12 protein-coding genes and 1 other annotated feature are annotated in these 14,326 nt (G+C 30.8%); of the genes, 5 read left to right on the top strand and 7 right to left on the bottom strand.

The genetic code is table 11. The annotated features are described in order from the left end of the window. Positions 1-107 precede the first annotated feature (107 nt). Positions 108-1,022 (top strand): alpha/beta hydrolase, encoded by a 915-nt coding sequence (locus PTZ02_RS10710; RefSeq protein ID WP_274227773.1) that lies wholly within the window; start codon positions 108-110, stop codon positions 1,020-1,022. A gap of 40 nt (positions 1,023-1,062) precedes the next feature. Here PTZ02_RS10710 and PTZ02_RS10705 read toward each other — a convergent pair whose 3' ends face one another. After that, entirely contained in the window at positions 1,063-1,629 is a 567-nt protein-coding gene (locus tag PTZ02_RS10705; RefSeq protein WP_274227772.1) for a TetR/AcrR family transcriptional regulator, read from the bottom strand. A gap of 216 nt (positions 1,630-1,845) precedes the next feature. On the opposite strand from PTZ02_RS10705, the gene PTZ02_RS10700 reads away from it, so the two are divergent. Continuing rightward, positions 1,846-2,547: an ABC transporter ATP-binding protein gene (locus tag PTZ02_RS10700; RefSeq protein WP_274227771.1), complete on the top strand. Its 702-nt coding sequence runs from the start codon at positions 1,846-1,848 to the stop codon at positions 2,545-2,547. A gap of 12 nt (positions 2,548-2,559) precedes the next feature. Continuing rightward, on the top strand, positions 2,560-5,967 hold the full coding sequence (locus PTZ02_RS10695; protein WP_274227770.1) for an FtsX-like permease family protein: 3,408 nt from the start codon (positions 2,560-2,562) through the stop codon (positions 5,965-5,967). Between the two features lie 61 nt (positions 5,968-6,028). Here PTZ02_RS10695 and PTZ02_RS10690 read toward each other — a convergent pair whose 3' ends face one another. Together PTZ02_RS10690 and PTZ02_RS10685 are read right to left on the bottom strand one after the other, a co-directional pair. After that, positions 6,029-6,238, bottom strand: coding sequence for a hypothetical protein (locus PTZ02_RS10690; RefSeq protein ID WP_274227769.1), 210 nt, complete (start codon positions 6,236-6,238; stop codon positions 6,029-6,031). 102 nt (positions 6,239-6,340) lie between these two features. After that, the gene (locus PTZ02_RS10685; protein ID WP_274227768.1) at positions 6,341-7,645 is read right to left on the bottom strand and encodes an acetyl-CoA hydrolase/transferase family protein; all 1,305 of its coding nucleotides are present in this window, start codon (positions 7,643-7,645) and stop codon (positions 6,341-6,343) included. A gap of 383 nt (positions 7,646-8,028) precedes the next feature. On the opposite strand from PTZ02_RS10685, the gene PTZ02_RS10680 reads away from it, so the two are divergent. After that, on the top strand, positions 8,029-8,991 hold the full coding sequence (locus tag PTZ02_RS10680; protein WP_274227767.1) for a tRNA dihydrouridine synthase: 963 nt from the start codon (positions 8,029-8,031) through the stop codon (positions 8,989-8,991). Positions 8,992-9,043: 52 nt separating this feature from the next. Here the strand turns inward: PTZ02_RS10680 and asnB are convergent, their stop codons facing one another. After that, positions 9,044-10,633: an asparagine synthase B gene (gene asnB / locus PTZ02_RS10675; RefSeq protein ID WP_274227766.1), complete on the bottom strand. Its 1,590-nt coding sequence runs from the start codon at positions 10,631-10,633 to the stop codon at positions 9,044-9,046. A gap of 50 nt (positions 10,634-10,683) precedes the next feature. Next, positions 10,684-10,941 (bottom strand) — a binding site (T-box leader). 141 nt (positions 10,942-11,082) lie between these two features. Here asnB and PTZ02_RS10670 point away from each other — a divergent pair. Further along, the gene (locus tag PTZ02_RS10670; RefSeq protein ID WP_274227765.1) at positions 11,083-12,012 is read left to right on the top strand and encodes an exonuclease domain-containing protein; all 930 of its coding nucleotides are present in this window, start codon (positions 11,083-11,085) and stop codon (positions 12,010-12,012) included. An 81-nt stretch (positions 12,013-12,093) separates the two neighbouring features. Here PTZ02_RS10670 and PTZ02_RS10665 read toward each other — a convergent pair whose 3' ends face one another. The 3 genes from PTZ02_RS10665 to PTZ02_RS10655 form a co-directional block, all read right to left on the bottom strand. Then, complete coding sequence (locus tag PTZ02_RS10665) at positions 12,094-12,381, bottom strand: Dabb family protein (RefSeq protein ID WP_274227764.1); 288 nt, start codon at positions 12,379-12,381, stop codon at positions 12,094-12,096. 32 nt (positions 12,382-12,413) lie between these two features. Next, positions 12,414-13,211 (bottom strand): SDR family oxidoreductase, encoded by a 798-nt coding sequence (locus tag PTZ02_RS10660; protein WP_274227763.1) that lies wholly within the window; start codon positions 13,209-13,211, stop codon positions 12,414-12,416. A gap of 76 nt (positions 13,212-13,287) precedes the next feature. Then, positions 13,288-14,196 (bottom strand): helix-turn-helix transcriptional regulator, encoded by a 909-nt coding sequence (locus PTZ02_RS10655; protein WP_274227762.1) that lies wholly within the window; start codon positions 14,194-14,196, stop codon positions 13,288-13,290. Between the last annotated feature and the right edge of the window lie 130 nt (positions 14,197-14,326).

The raw sequence follows: 14,326 nt of genomic DNA, 5'->3' as shown, positions 1-14,326 counted from the left end.
AACTCCAGGATAGAAATATCCTGGAGTTTTTTAGGTATTATTAATATGCAGTTTTGATATAATTATTTATAATAAGAAAAACTTGAGGTAAGGGAGAGTAGGAGGCTATGGTAGATAAATTAACTGCTGAGGACGGCAAAAGTTTATATATTTATTGCTGGGATAAGGTTGATAACCCTAAGGGGATGATACAGATTTTTCATGGTATGGCTGAGCATTCAGGTAGATATAAAGAATTTGCTGAGTATCTTAATAGTAATGGCTTTATAGTGTATTCCTCTGATCATCGTGGACATGGCAAAACTGCGGATACAGCAGAGGAAATAGGGATTATTGGTGAAAATGGTTTTAATGCTATAGTTGAGGATAAGCACCTAATATTTGAGCAAATGAAGCAGGAACATCCAGAGTTACCTATGTTTTTATTAGGGCATAGCTTTGGATCGTTTCTAGCACAGGAATATATAATTCGTTATGGAAAAGAACTAAAGGGAGTAGTATTATCAGGATCAGCAGCACAAAAGGGAGCTGAAGTCTATTTAGGAGGATTAATTTCCTCATTTCAAAGGATGATTTCTGGTGAAAAGAAGCAAAGTAAGCTTTTAGACACCTTAAGTTTCGGAAACTATAATAAAAGATTCAAAGAGGACGGACATAAATTTTCATGGTTAAGTACTGATCTTAAAGAGGTCAAAAAGTATGAAGAAGATCCTTTCTGCGGTACAGTCTTTAGCATTGGTTTTTTCTATTATCTAATGAAAGGATTAAGTAATCTTTATAAAAAGGAAAGACTAAATTTAATCCAGAAAGAGCTGCCTATTTATATTATTTCAGGTGAAAATGACCCTGTAGGGGGGGATGGTAAATTAGTAAAAAGACTTTTTGAAATTTATAAGGAAATAGGTATTAGAGATGTTAAGATGAAGTTATATCCAAGCCTTAGACATGAAATACTAAATGAAGTAAAAAAGAAAGAAGTATATGAAGATATATTAAATTGGCTTAACCATATATATTCATAAAACTAAACCGTACTAGAGAAATCTAATACGGTTTTAATATTTAATAAAAATATTTATAAGTAAACATAGTAATATTATTTACTATTTCCATAAGTTCCTTGGGAGATTCAGTTAAATCTCCTTCAAGCCAAGTTTGTATAATTGAAAAAGTTCCACCTACGGTATGACTTATTAAATAATCTATATGGGCATCATTAAATTCATTTGATTGGTGTACTACGTATTCAATATCTGCTTTTCGCGCAAGATATATTATACGGTTTATTATCCTGCTGTCTTTTTGTTTGCAAAATAGCACTTTACATAAATCTTTATTAATATAAATCAATTCAAGAACCTTAAGAAATAATTGATCCTTATAATTTTCAATTGGAGTTTCATTAATATATTCAAGTATCTTATCAAATAATTCATCTTCCATCGATTGAAGTAATTCAAAGGCATCATTGTAATGAGAATAAAAGGTTCCTCTATTTATATCAGCCTTTTTACATATTTCAGTAACAGTAATCTCATGTATTTCTTTCGATTGGAGTAATTCAAGTAAGCTTTCTTTGATTACACTTTTAGTATATAAAGTTCTTCGGTTTCCTTTAACACCTACCATAAAGCAATCTCCTTTTATCAAATTATAAAACTTACATTAGATGCTATTAAACATACAAATAAGAGAAATATGTGCATTTAATAACAATGTAAATTTAGTTGCTTATTGTCTATGAATAACAGCTTATTTATACTATATATTGTATTATCAAATATACGCTATGTCTATTTAATAATATGTATAATTATTTAACTTAAAGAGAAAGGGGGCGATAGTATGCCTTTTATAGAAGTTATTAACGAGCACAAAAGATATAAAATCGGAGAGAATATTGTTGTAGCTAATAATGGGATTGAATTTTCTATTGAAAAGGGTGAATTTGTTATAATTTTAGGGCCAAGTGGTGCAGGTAAATCAACAGTTCTTAATATACTTGGAGGAATGGATACTTGTGATGAAGGAAGTATATTAATTGATGACACAGATATAGCCAAGTTTAACCGAAAGCAGCTTACTAAATATAGAAGACATGATGTAGGCTTTGTATTTCAATTTTATAATTTAGTACAAAACTTAACTGCTAAAGAAAATGTAGAGTTAGCTGTACAGATTTCAAAAAATGCACTAGATGTAGATGAAACTCTTGAATTAGTGGGGCTTGGTCATAGAAAGGATAACTTTCCAGCTCAATTATCAGGCGGAGAGCAGCAAAGGGTATCAATAGCAAGAGCAATCGCTAAGAATCCTAAAATGTTACTATGCGATGAACCTACTGGTGCTCTTGATTATAAAACAGGAAAACAAATTTTAAAAACGCTACAAGATACTTGTAAGAATACTGGGACAACAGTTATAGTAATAACTCATAACACAGCAATTGCTTCCATTGCCAATAGGGTTATAAGGATTAATGATGCCAAGGTTAGAAGCGTTGAGGTAAATGAGAATCCTGTTCCAATTGACGATATTGAGTGGTAGAGGTGAGCTTTTATGCAAGTTAAGTCGTACAAAAAATCAATAATAAGAGAAATTGCATCATCAAAAGCTAGATTTACTTCAATATTAGTAATAATTTTTTTAGGAGTATCATTTTATTCTGGGATTAAGTCAGCTGGACCAGATATGAAAAAATCTATAAATAGATTTTATAATAGCCAAAATCTTATGGATAGTAAAATAGTATCAAGTCTGGGACTCACTGATGAAGATTTGGACATCCTTAAAAATAATGACAAGATATTAGATTATTACGGAACACATAGTATAGATGCAAGCCTTACAAATGTAAATAGTGTAGTAAGGTTTATAGAATACGATCCTCAAAATACAATTAATAATCTCATTATTTCAGAGGGGAGACTACCTGAAAGTAGCGGAGAAATAGCTCTTGATGAAAAGGCCTTAAAGCAAGATAAGAGTTTAAAAATAGGCGATAAATATGTAATAGAATCTGACAAAGATACAATGGATTCTTTTAAGGAAACAACATTTAAAATTGTTGGCTTTGTAAGAAGTCCAATGTATGTAGATAATGAAGCAAGAGGAACAACTCCTGTAGGAAAAGGAAGTATTGATTATTTTGCAGTATTAAATAAATCTGACATTTCAATGGATGTATATACAGAAATATATGTGAGATTTAAAAATGTACAAAATCTTGATACTTATAGTGATGAGTATAAAGACAAAATGGAACAAAATAATGAATATATTCAAAGTCTATATTCAAAACGTTCAATTGATAGAATTGATGAAGTAAAAAAAGATGCACAAAAAGAGTTTGATAAAGCCTATAAAGAGATTGAAGATGGTGAAAATAAGTTATCAAATGCTCAAAAGGAAATAAATGATGGTAAAGATAAGCTTGAAGCAGGTAAAAAACAATATGCTCAAGGAGTAAAAGACTACGAGCAAAAGATTAAAGCTGGAGAAATTAAACTTGCTGATGGGCAAAAACAATTAGAAAATGGTCAAATAGAAATTAATAATCAAAAAGAAAAACTAACTGAGGGAGAAAAACAGCTTAATGGAGCGAAAACTCAGTTAGATAGTGCTAAAGAAAAGTTTTTGGCTCAAGGGATAAATCCTGATGAAGATACAAGTAATCTTAAAAATCAGCTAAGTGGACTTAAAACTTTAGTTCAGACATATAATTCACTTTCTAAAGATATTAATGATACCGTGAGTAGTACTCAGGATGGTGATGCGATTCCAGCTCAAAAAATCCAATATTGGAAGAGTATAATATCACAGCCAGGTTTAGGGTTAGAGGGACTAAAAGGATTAGTAGATCAATTAGAAACGGATCCCAGCAATAAAACCTTAGCGATCAGTATTTCTAAAGGAGTAGATGCAGCTTCAAAAAGTGCAAATGAAAATGTAACTAATTTAGTAACTTTAATAAGCGGAATTACTAATTATCAGCAAGGAAAAGCTCAATATGAGGAGCAATTAAAAGTACTTAATAGCGGTAAGTTACAAATTGATGCAGCTCAAAAGCAATTAGATGCTTCTAAAATAGAAATAACTAATGGGAAAAAGGAGCTTGAAGAAGGCAAGGTACAGGGAAAAATAGAACTCGACAAAGCTCAAAAACAATTAGTGGATTCTGAAAAGAAACTTATTGATGGTGAAAAAGAGATAGAGCAAAATAAACAAAAACTTTTAGATGCAAGAAAAGAAGTAGACGAAAATAAAGAAAAATTGAAAGACTTAGATAAAAGCAAGTACTATTTCTTTGATAGAAATGATAACCCAGGATACGGAGTAATTAAAGATTCAATTAAAAGTTTAGATAATATAGCATCTGTATTCCCGGTATTTTTCTTCCTAGTTGCAGTATTGATTTGCTTAACAACTATGACAAGAATGGTAGAAGAAAATAGAATTGAAATTGGTACACTAAAAGCTTTAGGATATAGTGACTTAGAAATATCTGAGAAGTTTGTAGTATATGCAGCATTAGCTAGCTTTGTTGGTTGTATTTTAGGAATATTAGTGGGATGTACAGCATTACCTAGTATAATTAATTCTGCCTATGGAATGTTATTTGTAATACCTAAGTTTAGTATATATTTCTATCCATCATATATTATTCAATCTATGGCAGCCTCAATACTATGTACCGTAGGTGCAGTACTATTTGTTCTAGAAGTTGAACTAAAAAATAATCCTTCTGATATGATGAGACCAAAGGCTCCTAAGTTAGGTAAGAAAATCTTACTAGAAAGAATTACTCCATTATGGAAAAGACTGAATTTTAATCAAAAGGTAACCCTTAGAAATTTATTTAGATATAAGCAAAGAATGATAATGACAGTTCTAGGTATTGCAGGATGTATGGCTATGCTTGTTACGGGATTTGCACTTAAGGGTTCTAATATTGGTGTTTTAGATAGACAATTTAATAAGTTATGGCACTATCAAGCTATGGTAATTTTTAAAGATGATGCTAGCGAGAAAGATAGCAAGGAATATGATGATATTTTAAAAGGGTTAAAAGGATACAACAGCAGTTTAAATATTCATCAGGAATCAGTTACCATTACAAAGGAAAACATGAATAAGCAAACAGCTACTATGTATGTGCCAGAAGACGTAGAAAATTTTGATAATTTTGTTACACTAAGAGATAGAGTTACTGAAAAGAATTATAAAATATCAGATGATGGTGTAATTATAAATGAAAAGCTAGCAAAACTTTTAAAGGTATCCTCTGGAGATACAATAGTTATGAAGGATGAGGATAATAACTCTTATAATGTTAAGGTTAGTGAAGTAGCTGAAAACTACCTTATGCATTCAATTTATATATCACCCACATACTATGAGAAGATATTTAGCAAAAAACCAATATTCAGTGCACAATTTCTGAAACTAAAATCTGATGGGGAAAGTGATGATGAAATTTCTTCAAAACTAATGGAAAGTAATACAGTTATAAATGTCACCTTAACATCAAAGATAATAGATTCAAGTAAGGATTCTGCTAATAGTTTAAACTTAGTTATGGTAGTTACAATCTTAGCTTCTGGTAGTTTGGCATTTGTTGTACTATATAACTTAAATAATATAAATGTATCAGAACGTATAAGAGAACTATCAACTATAAAAGTAATAGGATTTTTTGATAATGAAGTCACTATGTATATATTAAGAGAAAATGTAATACTTACATTATTAGGAGTTCTTGTTGGTTCCTTTATGGGTAAAATACTTTATTCGTTTATAATAGGAACAGCAGAAACAGATACTATGATGATGTTACCAGATGTATTTATGAGGAGTTATGTATTTTCTGCCTTAATAACCATATTATTCTCATTATTAGTAATGATTATGATGCATATAAAATTAAGAAATGTTAACATGATTGATGCATTAAAATCAAATGAGTAAAATTAAAACAAATCAAAGGAGCTGAAGTTACGTTAATTGTGACTTCAGCTCTTTTTTAAAGCTATTCAAATAAATCATTAACAACATCATCTATTCCATAAAAACAAGTATCTACGAGCCTTTCACCATCGTTAGATTTAATTTCACTTATCATGCTAAGTAAGTGCTTTAATAAGATGGTATTTTTGTCCACATCTTCTTTCATTTTTCTTACAGTTTTATTAGTTGAAGAAATTGCATCCATTAATTCTTTGTTATCTACAGTTCTCATTTTTTATTCCTCCTCTATTTTTATATTAAAATCACACTTGAAGATACCCGATATTCTTATGGAAAAATAAATTTTTAACAATCTTGGCTAAAAAAATTATGGCTAAGCCTTGCGAACATTAAATCTTTTTTCCCATTCCTCCATTAATGATTGTCTAAAGTCTGGATGTGCTATATTAATAAGTGCCTGACCTCGTTCTTTTAATGTTTTACCTCTAAGGTTTGCTATACCATATTCTGTTACAATATATTCTACATCATTTCTTGAAGTAGTGACTGCAGAACCTTCAGCTAAAATTGGTACTATTCTTGAGATCTTTCCATTAGATGCAGTAGAGGGCATTGCTATAATAGATTTGCCATCCTTAGCCATATCAGCGCCTCTTACGAAGTCAACTTGACCCCCAACAGCACTAAACTGCTTTAAGCCTATTGTATCTGCTACAACTTGTCCGAGAAAATCTACCTGCAAAGCTGAATTAATACATACCATCTTATAATTTTGTGAAATAACTGTTGGATTATTTACATAGTCAACTGAATACATTTCAACCATTGGATTATTATCTAGGAAGTCATATAATCGCTTAGTACCCATGGCAAAAGTAATTACTACTTTATCCTTATGCAAGGTTTTTCTTTTGTTTGTAATTACTCCAGCTTCTACAAGTTCAACAACTCCATCCGAAATCATTTCTGAATGGATACCTAAATCTTTTTTATCTTTTAAAAACAGCAGTACGGCATCAGGTATTGCACCTATTCCTAGCTGTAGGGTAGAGCCATCATCTATTAAAGAAGCACAATTCCTACCAATAGCTTTTTCTACCTCTCCTATTATTGGTAACTGTAATTCTGGAAGAGGGTAGGATGTTTCAATAATATAATCTATATCTGATACATGAATAAAGGAATCACCTAAGGATCTTGGCATTTTATCATTAACTTCTGCAATAACTAATGCTGCGGATTCGGCTGCTGGTTTTGTATAATCATTTGATACACCAAAGCTGCAAAAACCGTTTGCATCAGGGGTACTTACTTTGATAAGAGCTACATCAACAGGTAAATATTTATTTCTAAAAAGTTTAGGTATGTTCTGGAAAAAACAAGGTGTAAAATCTGCTTCTCCTTCTTTTACGGCATTTCTTGTACAAGGTCCTACAAATAATGAATTAAGTTTGAAGTGAGGTTTCATTTCAGACTTAAGATACTCACCTTTTCCTAATGTAAGCATTTGAATAAGCTCAACATTCTCATACTTTTCTTTATTGGATACTAAAGCATGTACTAATTCCATAGGTTCAGCTACAGCATGTCCTAAAACAACTCTATCATTAGATTTTATCTTAGCTACTGCTCCCTCAGCAGTTACCAGTTTACTCTCATATATTTCTTTCCAATTCATAAGTTTTCACTCCCCCTAATTTTTTGTAAACTTTTGAAATAACAATATATTTTATCTTTTGATTAATTTAAATATTTAGTAAAGGATCCTTTTTGAACTATCTCGTTAAACATTTAACAACTATGTTAATAATATAACAATTAAAAAGGAAAATCAAGTATATTTTCAGAAAATTTAAAAAATAGATTTGTTTTAAAACAAATTAAGGCAGTTTGTTATATAAAAGCTATTTTAAAGTAGGTAGTATGGAGGATTTGAAACAATAGATATTCATACTAATTATTTTATTTAGCAATAGAAATGTGCAGGGTTTTTATTTATAATAAATATAATGCAAAAATCATATTACAAAAGAAGTAGAAAATTAGATGAGGAGTTATTAGATGAAATATTACTTAGCACCAATGGAAGGAATTACTGGATACATATATAGAAATGCTTATGTGAAGTTTTTTAATAATATTGATAAATATTTTGCACCTTTTATAGTACCTAATCAGAGCAGGAGTTTAAAAACTAAGGAATTAAGAGACATTTTGCCTGAGAATAATAATGGAATAAATATAGTGCCGCAAATTTTAACAAATGATTCAGAAGGGTTTATTTCTACGTCTAGAAAGCTACAGCAATTAGGTTATAGTGAGATAAATTTAAATCTAGGATGTCCATCTGGAACAGTAGTTTCAAAAAACAGAGGGTCAGGATTTTTAGCTCATAGAGAAAGATTAGATGTGTTTTTAGATGAAATATTTAAAATGGATGATATAAAGATTTCTATAAAAACTAGAATAGGGAAGGATAGTCCAGAAGAATTTTCAGAATTATTAAGGATTTATAACAAATATCCTTTAGAAGAATTAATTATTCATCCAAGAATACAGAAAGACTTTTATGGTAATAAACCTAATTTAGAAGTATTTAAAGATGCACTAGCTTTAAGCAAGAATCCCATATGCTATAACGGAGATATTTTTACATCCGAAGATCATAATGAATTGGTACAAGCCTTTCCAGAAGTGAATAAAGTAATGCTAGGAAGAGGGATACTTGCCAATCCAGGGCTTATGAATATAATCAGAAATAAAGCAAGTCTAGATAAAAAAGTATTAAAGGAATTTCATGATGAAGTATTTAATAAATACATAGAATTATTTAATGAAGAGAAAAATGCTATATTTAGAATGAAAGAATTATGGGGATATATGATTTACATATTTTCTGATAATAAAAAATATGCTAAAAAAATAAAGAAAGCACAAAAGCTGAGTGATTATAATGCTGCAATTTCAAGTTTGTTTACGGAGCAGGAGATTATTGAAGGAGCAGGTTTATTTTATAATAAGTAATAAAAAAACCTATAGAAAACCCAGGATATTTTTATCCTGGGTTTTATTTAAATTATTTTCCGCTATCACCATAGTTTGATAATACTCTAGCACTAGGATCGTTAACGTTACAGCCTTCCCATTCTTTGTTTGGCATCCAGTAATCAACTATCATTTCTGCTTGTCCTGGATAGTATTTTTCAAAGATTTCTCTATATAGTAAGGATTCTTTTGTAAATGGAGCAGCATGATATTTATACTCTTCACATTTTCTTTCAAAATCTCTATCACTATATTGTGCTTCAGCGTATTCTTTTAAATAGTCTACCATAGAGTGTCCTACAGCATCACTAAATGCAGCTTTTTCACGATATAAAATATTGTTTGGAAGATAGTCACCTTCAAAAGCATGTCTTAAAAGATATTTTCCCATGTTGTATGTGTTTAATTTCTTTTCTGGATCTATAGCCATAACATATTTTACAAAATCTAAATCACCAAATGGTACTCTTGCCTCTAAAGAGTTTGAAGCTATACAACGATCTGCACGAAGTACATCATACATAAATAGTTCTCTAATTCTCTTTTGTGATTCCTTTTGGAATTCTGCTGCGCTTGGAGCAAAATCTGTATATTTATATCCAAATAATTCATCAGAAATTTCACCAGTTAGAAGTACTCTAACATCGGAAATTTCATGTATTTTCTTACAAATTAAATACATTCCCATACTAGCTCTTATTGTTGTAATATCAAAGGTTCCTAGAATTTTAATAACCTCATCAAGTGATTCAAGAACTTCTTCTTTTGTCATATAAACAACAGTATGATCACTGCCAATATAATCAGCAACTTCTTTTGCATATTTTAAGTCAATTGCATCTTCTGCCATACCTATAGCAAAAGTTTTAATTGGTTTTTCAGGGTACATTTTTTGAGCAATTGAACAAACTAATGAACTATCTAGTCCACCACTTAACAAGAAACCAACAGAAGCATCAGCATCCATACGTTTTTCTACAGCAGCTACCAATCTGTCATGGATCCCTTTGCAAATAACTTCTAAATCATCAGTGCAGTAATTGCCTTCTACTTTTGCTATATCAGAGTAGCAAGTAAATTTACCATCCGCATAATAGTGTCCTGGTGGGAATGGCATAATTTTATCTGTAAGACCAACTAAATTTTTCGCTTCGCTGGCAAACATGATTTTACCTGATTCAGAATAGCCATAGAATAGAGGACGAATTCCAATTGGATCTCTTGCTGCAATGAAAGTATCTTTTTCCCCATCATAGATAACGGCTGCATATTCTGCATCTAGTTTTGCAAACATATCTAATCCATATTCTAGGTACATTGGAAGTAATATTTCACAATCACTGTCAGAAATAAACTTGTGTCCCTTTGATATAAGTTCTTCTTTTAATTTACGAAATCCATAAATTTCTCCATTACAGATAGATGCATCTCTTTTTCTTGTGAATGGCTGCATTCCACTAAAACTTAAATCCATTATAGCAAGTCTTTGAAATCCTAAAATACCAGAAGGTAGAGTAAGTATTTCTGTCATATCTGGTCCTCTAAGTTCAGTTCTTTGTAAAGCCTCAGCAAATTTTTCATGTTTCATGTCTGTTCCTGTATAACACATAATTGTACACATATTAATAGCCCTCCTACGTATATAAAAATAGCGTCAATTCGTCTTATAAATAATAGGACGAATTGACGCTTATCCGCGGTGCCACCTAAATTACCATTTTGGTCTCTCTTACCAGCTACTACTGGTGCCCAAATAACGCATGGATTACGGCGCTCCTACTTTATCTAAAATATTCTAAGAATAGTTTATTGATATTTCAGTTTGCAGCTTCGGAGTGTTATTCAAAAAAACTCTGCCACCGGGTTCACACCATCCCCAGCTCACTGTTGGTGAATATTTTTTTTACTTCTCTCCATCATCGCTTTTTCTTGGATTAATTTTAAACTGATTTGATATCTTTTGTCAATACTTTTTTATCTTATTAATAAATATTGTAATGCAAAAGAGAGAAATTCTTATTATAATGAGTAAAGTAATATAAAATTAATACTATTTATTGGAGAAAAGAAATGGATTTTATAGCGATAGATTTTGAAACAGCAAATGAAAAAAGAAGTAGTGCATGCTCTATTGGTATTGCAGTAGTAAAAAATGGACAAGTAGTGGAAAGAATACATCACTTAATAAAACCAGTGGAAATGAGGTTTATGCCAATTAATATCGGAATTCATGGAATAAGACCAAGCATGGTTAAAAATGAACCGGAATTTGATGTAGTATGGGGAAAAATAGAACATTATTTTCATGGAAATTTAGTTATAGCACATAATGCATCTTTTGATATATCAGTTTTAAGAAAGTGTGCAGAACTGTATAATATAGAGCTTCCTAGTTTTGAATATATTTGTACAATGAAGCTTGCTAGAAACTTTTATAAAGGGATAGAAAATGCAAAGCTCAATACTGTAAATAACTTTTTAGGATATGAATTTAAGCACCATGATGCACTATATGATGCACTTGCGTGTAGTAATATACTACTTAATATATCAGAGGAATTAGAATGTACAGATATTAATGAAATATCTAGACTAATAGGAGTATCAATTGGAAAAGTAGAAGGGGATATATATAAGCCATCTTCAACTAAAGGAAGGGTAGCGAAAACCTCTAATAGAATCTATTATCCTAAAAAAGATAATGTAGTGGATAGATTACAATTAGACTCATATAAAAATGAAGTAGTAGTGTTTACTGGAAAACTATCGTCTATGTCTAGAGAAGAAGCCATGAGATTGGTTAGAAAATTAGGAGGGAGTACCGGAAGTTCAGTTACTAAAAAGACAACAGTTTTAGTAACAAATATTAAGGATATAAAAGATATGAATAGAGAAGAAATGAGCAATAAGCTTAAAAAAGCGATAGATTTAAATGCAAAAGGGCATAGCATAAAGTTTTTAAGTGAAGAGGAGTTTTTAGGAATCGATAAAATATTTTAAATTGGAATTTATTTAATTCTTAAATGAGCCCATGAAGATCAAAATAATAGATTTTCATGGGCTTTTAGTATATGAAAATAGTTAAACACTATAACATACAGATGCTTGAGTATCCAAAACACTTTCAATAAATTTAGCCACCTCAAGATGAGTAGGGTGAGATAGATATGCATCTAGGTCTTCTAAAGATGCAAATTTAGTAATAAGAATTAAATCATAGTTACTTTGCCCGGGACGGATATTTACTTCTGCTTGTATATCTAACAGAACTTCTATTTTACCTTTCATACTCATAAGTACTTCTTGAGTTCTACTAATGGTATCCTCATCCCTATTCTTTAATTTTAATAATAAATTATTAATAATCATAATTACCTCCTATAATGTTTAATAATGAAATGTTAAATGGTTCTAATTATTCCGCCATCGATAATATGTTCACAGCCAGTAATATATGAAGCTCTATCTGACACTAAGAAGGCTACAAGTTCAGCCACTTCTTCAGGTTTTGCTGGGCGCCCAAGTGGTATACCTCCAAGAGAATCCATTAATTCCTGTCGGGCACTAGTATAATCACTTTTAGAACCTTGAGCCATTCTTTCGATAAGGCGTTCGGCAGCTTTTGTTTCTGTAAAGCCAGGAGCAACTGTATTTATGCGCACCCCTTCGGAACCTAACTGTGTAGCTAAGTTTTTACTGTAGTTGGTTAATGCAGCCTTAGCAGCTGAATACGCCATAGTCATCTTACCTGGAAGTCTACGCTGAATGGATGAGATATGAATTATAACTCCGTTTTGTTCCTTAATCATAGAGGGTAAAAATCCACGATCTAAGCGTACTGAGGAAAATAGATTTTGGTTAAAGGTTTGAAGCCAATCTTCATCGCTTAATGATAGAACACCATCAGTTGAAGAGGAAGATCCGCCTACGTTGTTTATTAAAATATCTAGCCCTTTAAATCGTTCTAAAGTTTCCTTAATGATTTTTTCAGTGCCTTCTTGCGTGCTTACATCTGCTTGAATAAATCCTACAGTGCTAGGTAGATCTTCAGGAATAGTTCTAGCAGTGGTGATTACAGTTGCACCTGCATTTAGTAAGCGATCAACAATAGCTCTTCCTATGCCTTTAGTTCCTCCTGTTACAAGTACACGTTTCCCAATAAGTTCTTTACTAATATCAAATTGTGAAATATAATTCATAATTAAATCTCCTTTACTTAGTATTTAGATTACATATTTAGTATAAAAAATTAAACTTGACCACAATGGGTCAAGTTTAGAAAATATATTTAGCTATTAATTTATTTAGTCGTTTCGCCATTTCATCTCGTATATTTTCAGGGGCGATTACTTCTAACATAGTACCAAAAGATAAAAGGTAGTTATAAAGCCATTCACCTTCAGGCATTGAACTAATTACAGTATAAGAACCATCTTCATTTTTTTTGATCTCTTTTTCTTGAAATTCATCGTATACGCGGTAAGCTCCTTCAGAGGAAATTTTCAAAGTGATTTTAATATTCTTTGTAGAAAAATCCTTTGCAGGTTCATGTGAAAATTCTTGTAGATCAGCATGTGTGCAAGATTTTTCTGTAATATAGACATCTGCCATACGTGTTATTTTAAAAGTTCTAACTGAACTTTTTTCAATACAATATCCTATAAGGTACCAGGCTTTTTCTTTAAAGAGTAGTTTAAAAGGTTCAACATTGCGATTGCTTTTTTCTCCTATGGAGTTAAAATAAGAAAAATTAATTACACGATTTTCTAATATTGAATTTCTAAGGATATTAAAAATGTCTTTCTGTTTATCATATTTTCCCCAATTAGAGAAATCTACTTCAATCCAATTGGTATTACTTTTATTAAAGAAACTACTTAACTTTGAGAGAGTATCCTTGAGTTCAGGATATCCAGTAGCTGTTAAACTTTGAAGGGCAATAAGAATTTTATCTTGCTCTACATGGGATAGCAGAGATTTATTTAATACATAGTTTTCAATAAGTGAAATTCCTCCACCTTTACCTTGAGTTGAATAAACAGGTATTCCAGCCTCAGATAGGGCATCTATGTCTCTATAAATTGTTCTTACGGACACTTCAAAATTCTCAGCCAATTCCTTGGCAGTTACAGATTTTTTTTCTAATAGAATATATATTATTTGAAATAACCTACTAATTTGCATTAAAATCACCTCATATATAAGTATACATAATGTAACATGACAACTCTATGTCAAGTTATATTAGTAATAAATAATCAATTATATTTTAAGTATGATTTTCAAAAACAATAGTATTGGCAATTAACTTATT

Source organism: Clostridium sp. 'White wine YQ', from assembly GCF_028728205.1.
Taxonomy (GTDB): domain Bacteria; phylum Bacillota; class Clostridia; order Clostridiales; family Clostridiaceae; genus Clostridium_T.
Note: the sequence above shows the minus strand (reverse complement) of the source record. Positions and strands in the feature narration are given on the sequence as shown.

What these genes read in the sequence shown, in the direction of transcription:
- PTZ02_RS10710 (WP_274227773.1), top strand. Translation starts at nt 108, where the DNA reads ATGGTAGATAAATTAACTGCTGAGGACGGCAAAAGTTTATATATTTAT.
- PTZ02_RS10705 (WP_274227772.1), bottom strand. Translation starts at nt 1,629, where the DNA reads ATGGTAGGTGTTAAAGGAAACCGAAGAACTTTATATACTAAAAGTGTA.
- PTZ02_RS10700 (WP_274227771.1), top strand. Translation starts at nt 1,846, where the DNA reads ATGCCTTTTATAGAAGTTATTAACGAGCACAAAAGATATAAAATCGGA.
- PTZ02_RS10695 (WP_274227770.1), top strand. Translation starts at nt 2,560, where the DNA reads ATGCAAGTTAAGTCGTACAAAAAATCAATAATAAGAGAAATTGCATCA.
- PTZ02_RS10690 (WP_274227769.1), bottom strand. Translation starts at nt 6,238, where the DNA reads ATGAGAACTGTAGATAACAAAGAATTAATGGATGCAATTTCTTCAACT.
- PTZ02_RS10685 (WP_274227768.1), bottom strand. Translation starts at nt 7,645, where the DNA reads ATGAATTGGAAAGAAATATATGAGAGTAAACTGGTAACTGCTGAGGGA.
- PTZ02_RS10680 (WP_274227767.1), top strand. Translation starts at nt 8,029, where the DNA reads ATGAAATATTACTTAGCACCAATGGAAGGAATTACTGGATACATATAT.
- asnB (WP_274227766.1), bottom strand. Translation starts at nt 10,633, where the DNA reads ATGTGTACAATTATGTGTTATACAGGAACAGACATGAAACATGAAAAA.
- PTZ02_RS10670 (WP_274227765.1), top strand. Translation starts at nt 11,083, where the DNA reads ATGGATTTTATAGCGATAGATTTTGAAACAGCAAATGAAAAAAGAAGT.
- PTZ02_RS10665 (WP_274227764.1), bottom strand. Translation starts at nt 12,381, where the DNA reads ATGATTATTAATAATTTATTATTAAAATTAAAGAATAGGGATGAGGAT.
- PTZ02_RS10660 (WP_274227763.1), bottom strand. Translation starts at nt 13,211, where the DNA reads ATGAATTATATTTCACAATTTGATATTAGTAAAGAACTTATTGGGAAA.
- PTZ02_RS10655 (WP_274227762.1), bottom strand. Translation starts at nt 14,196, where the DNA reads ATGCAAATTAGTAGGTTATTTCAAATAATATATATTCTATTAGAAAAA.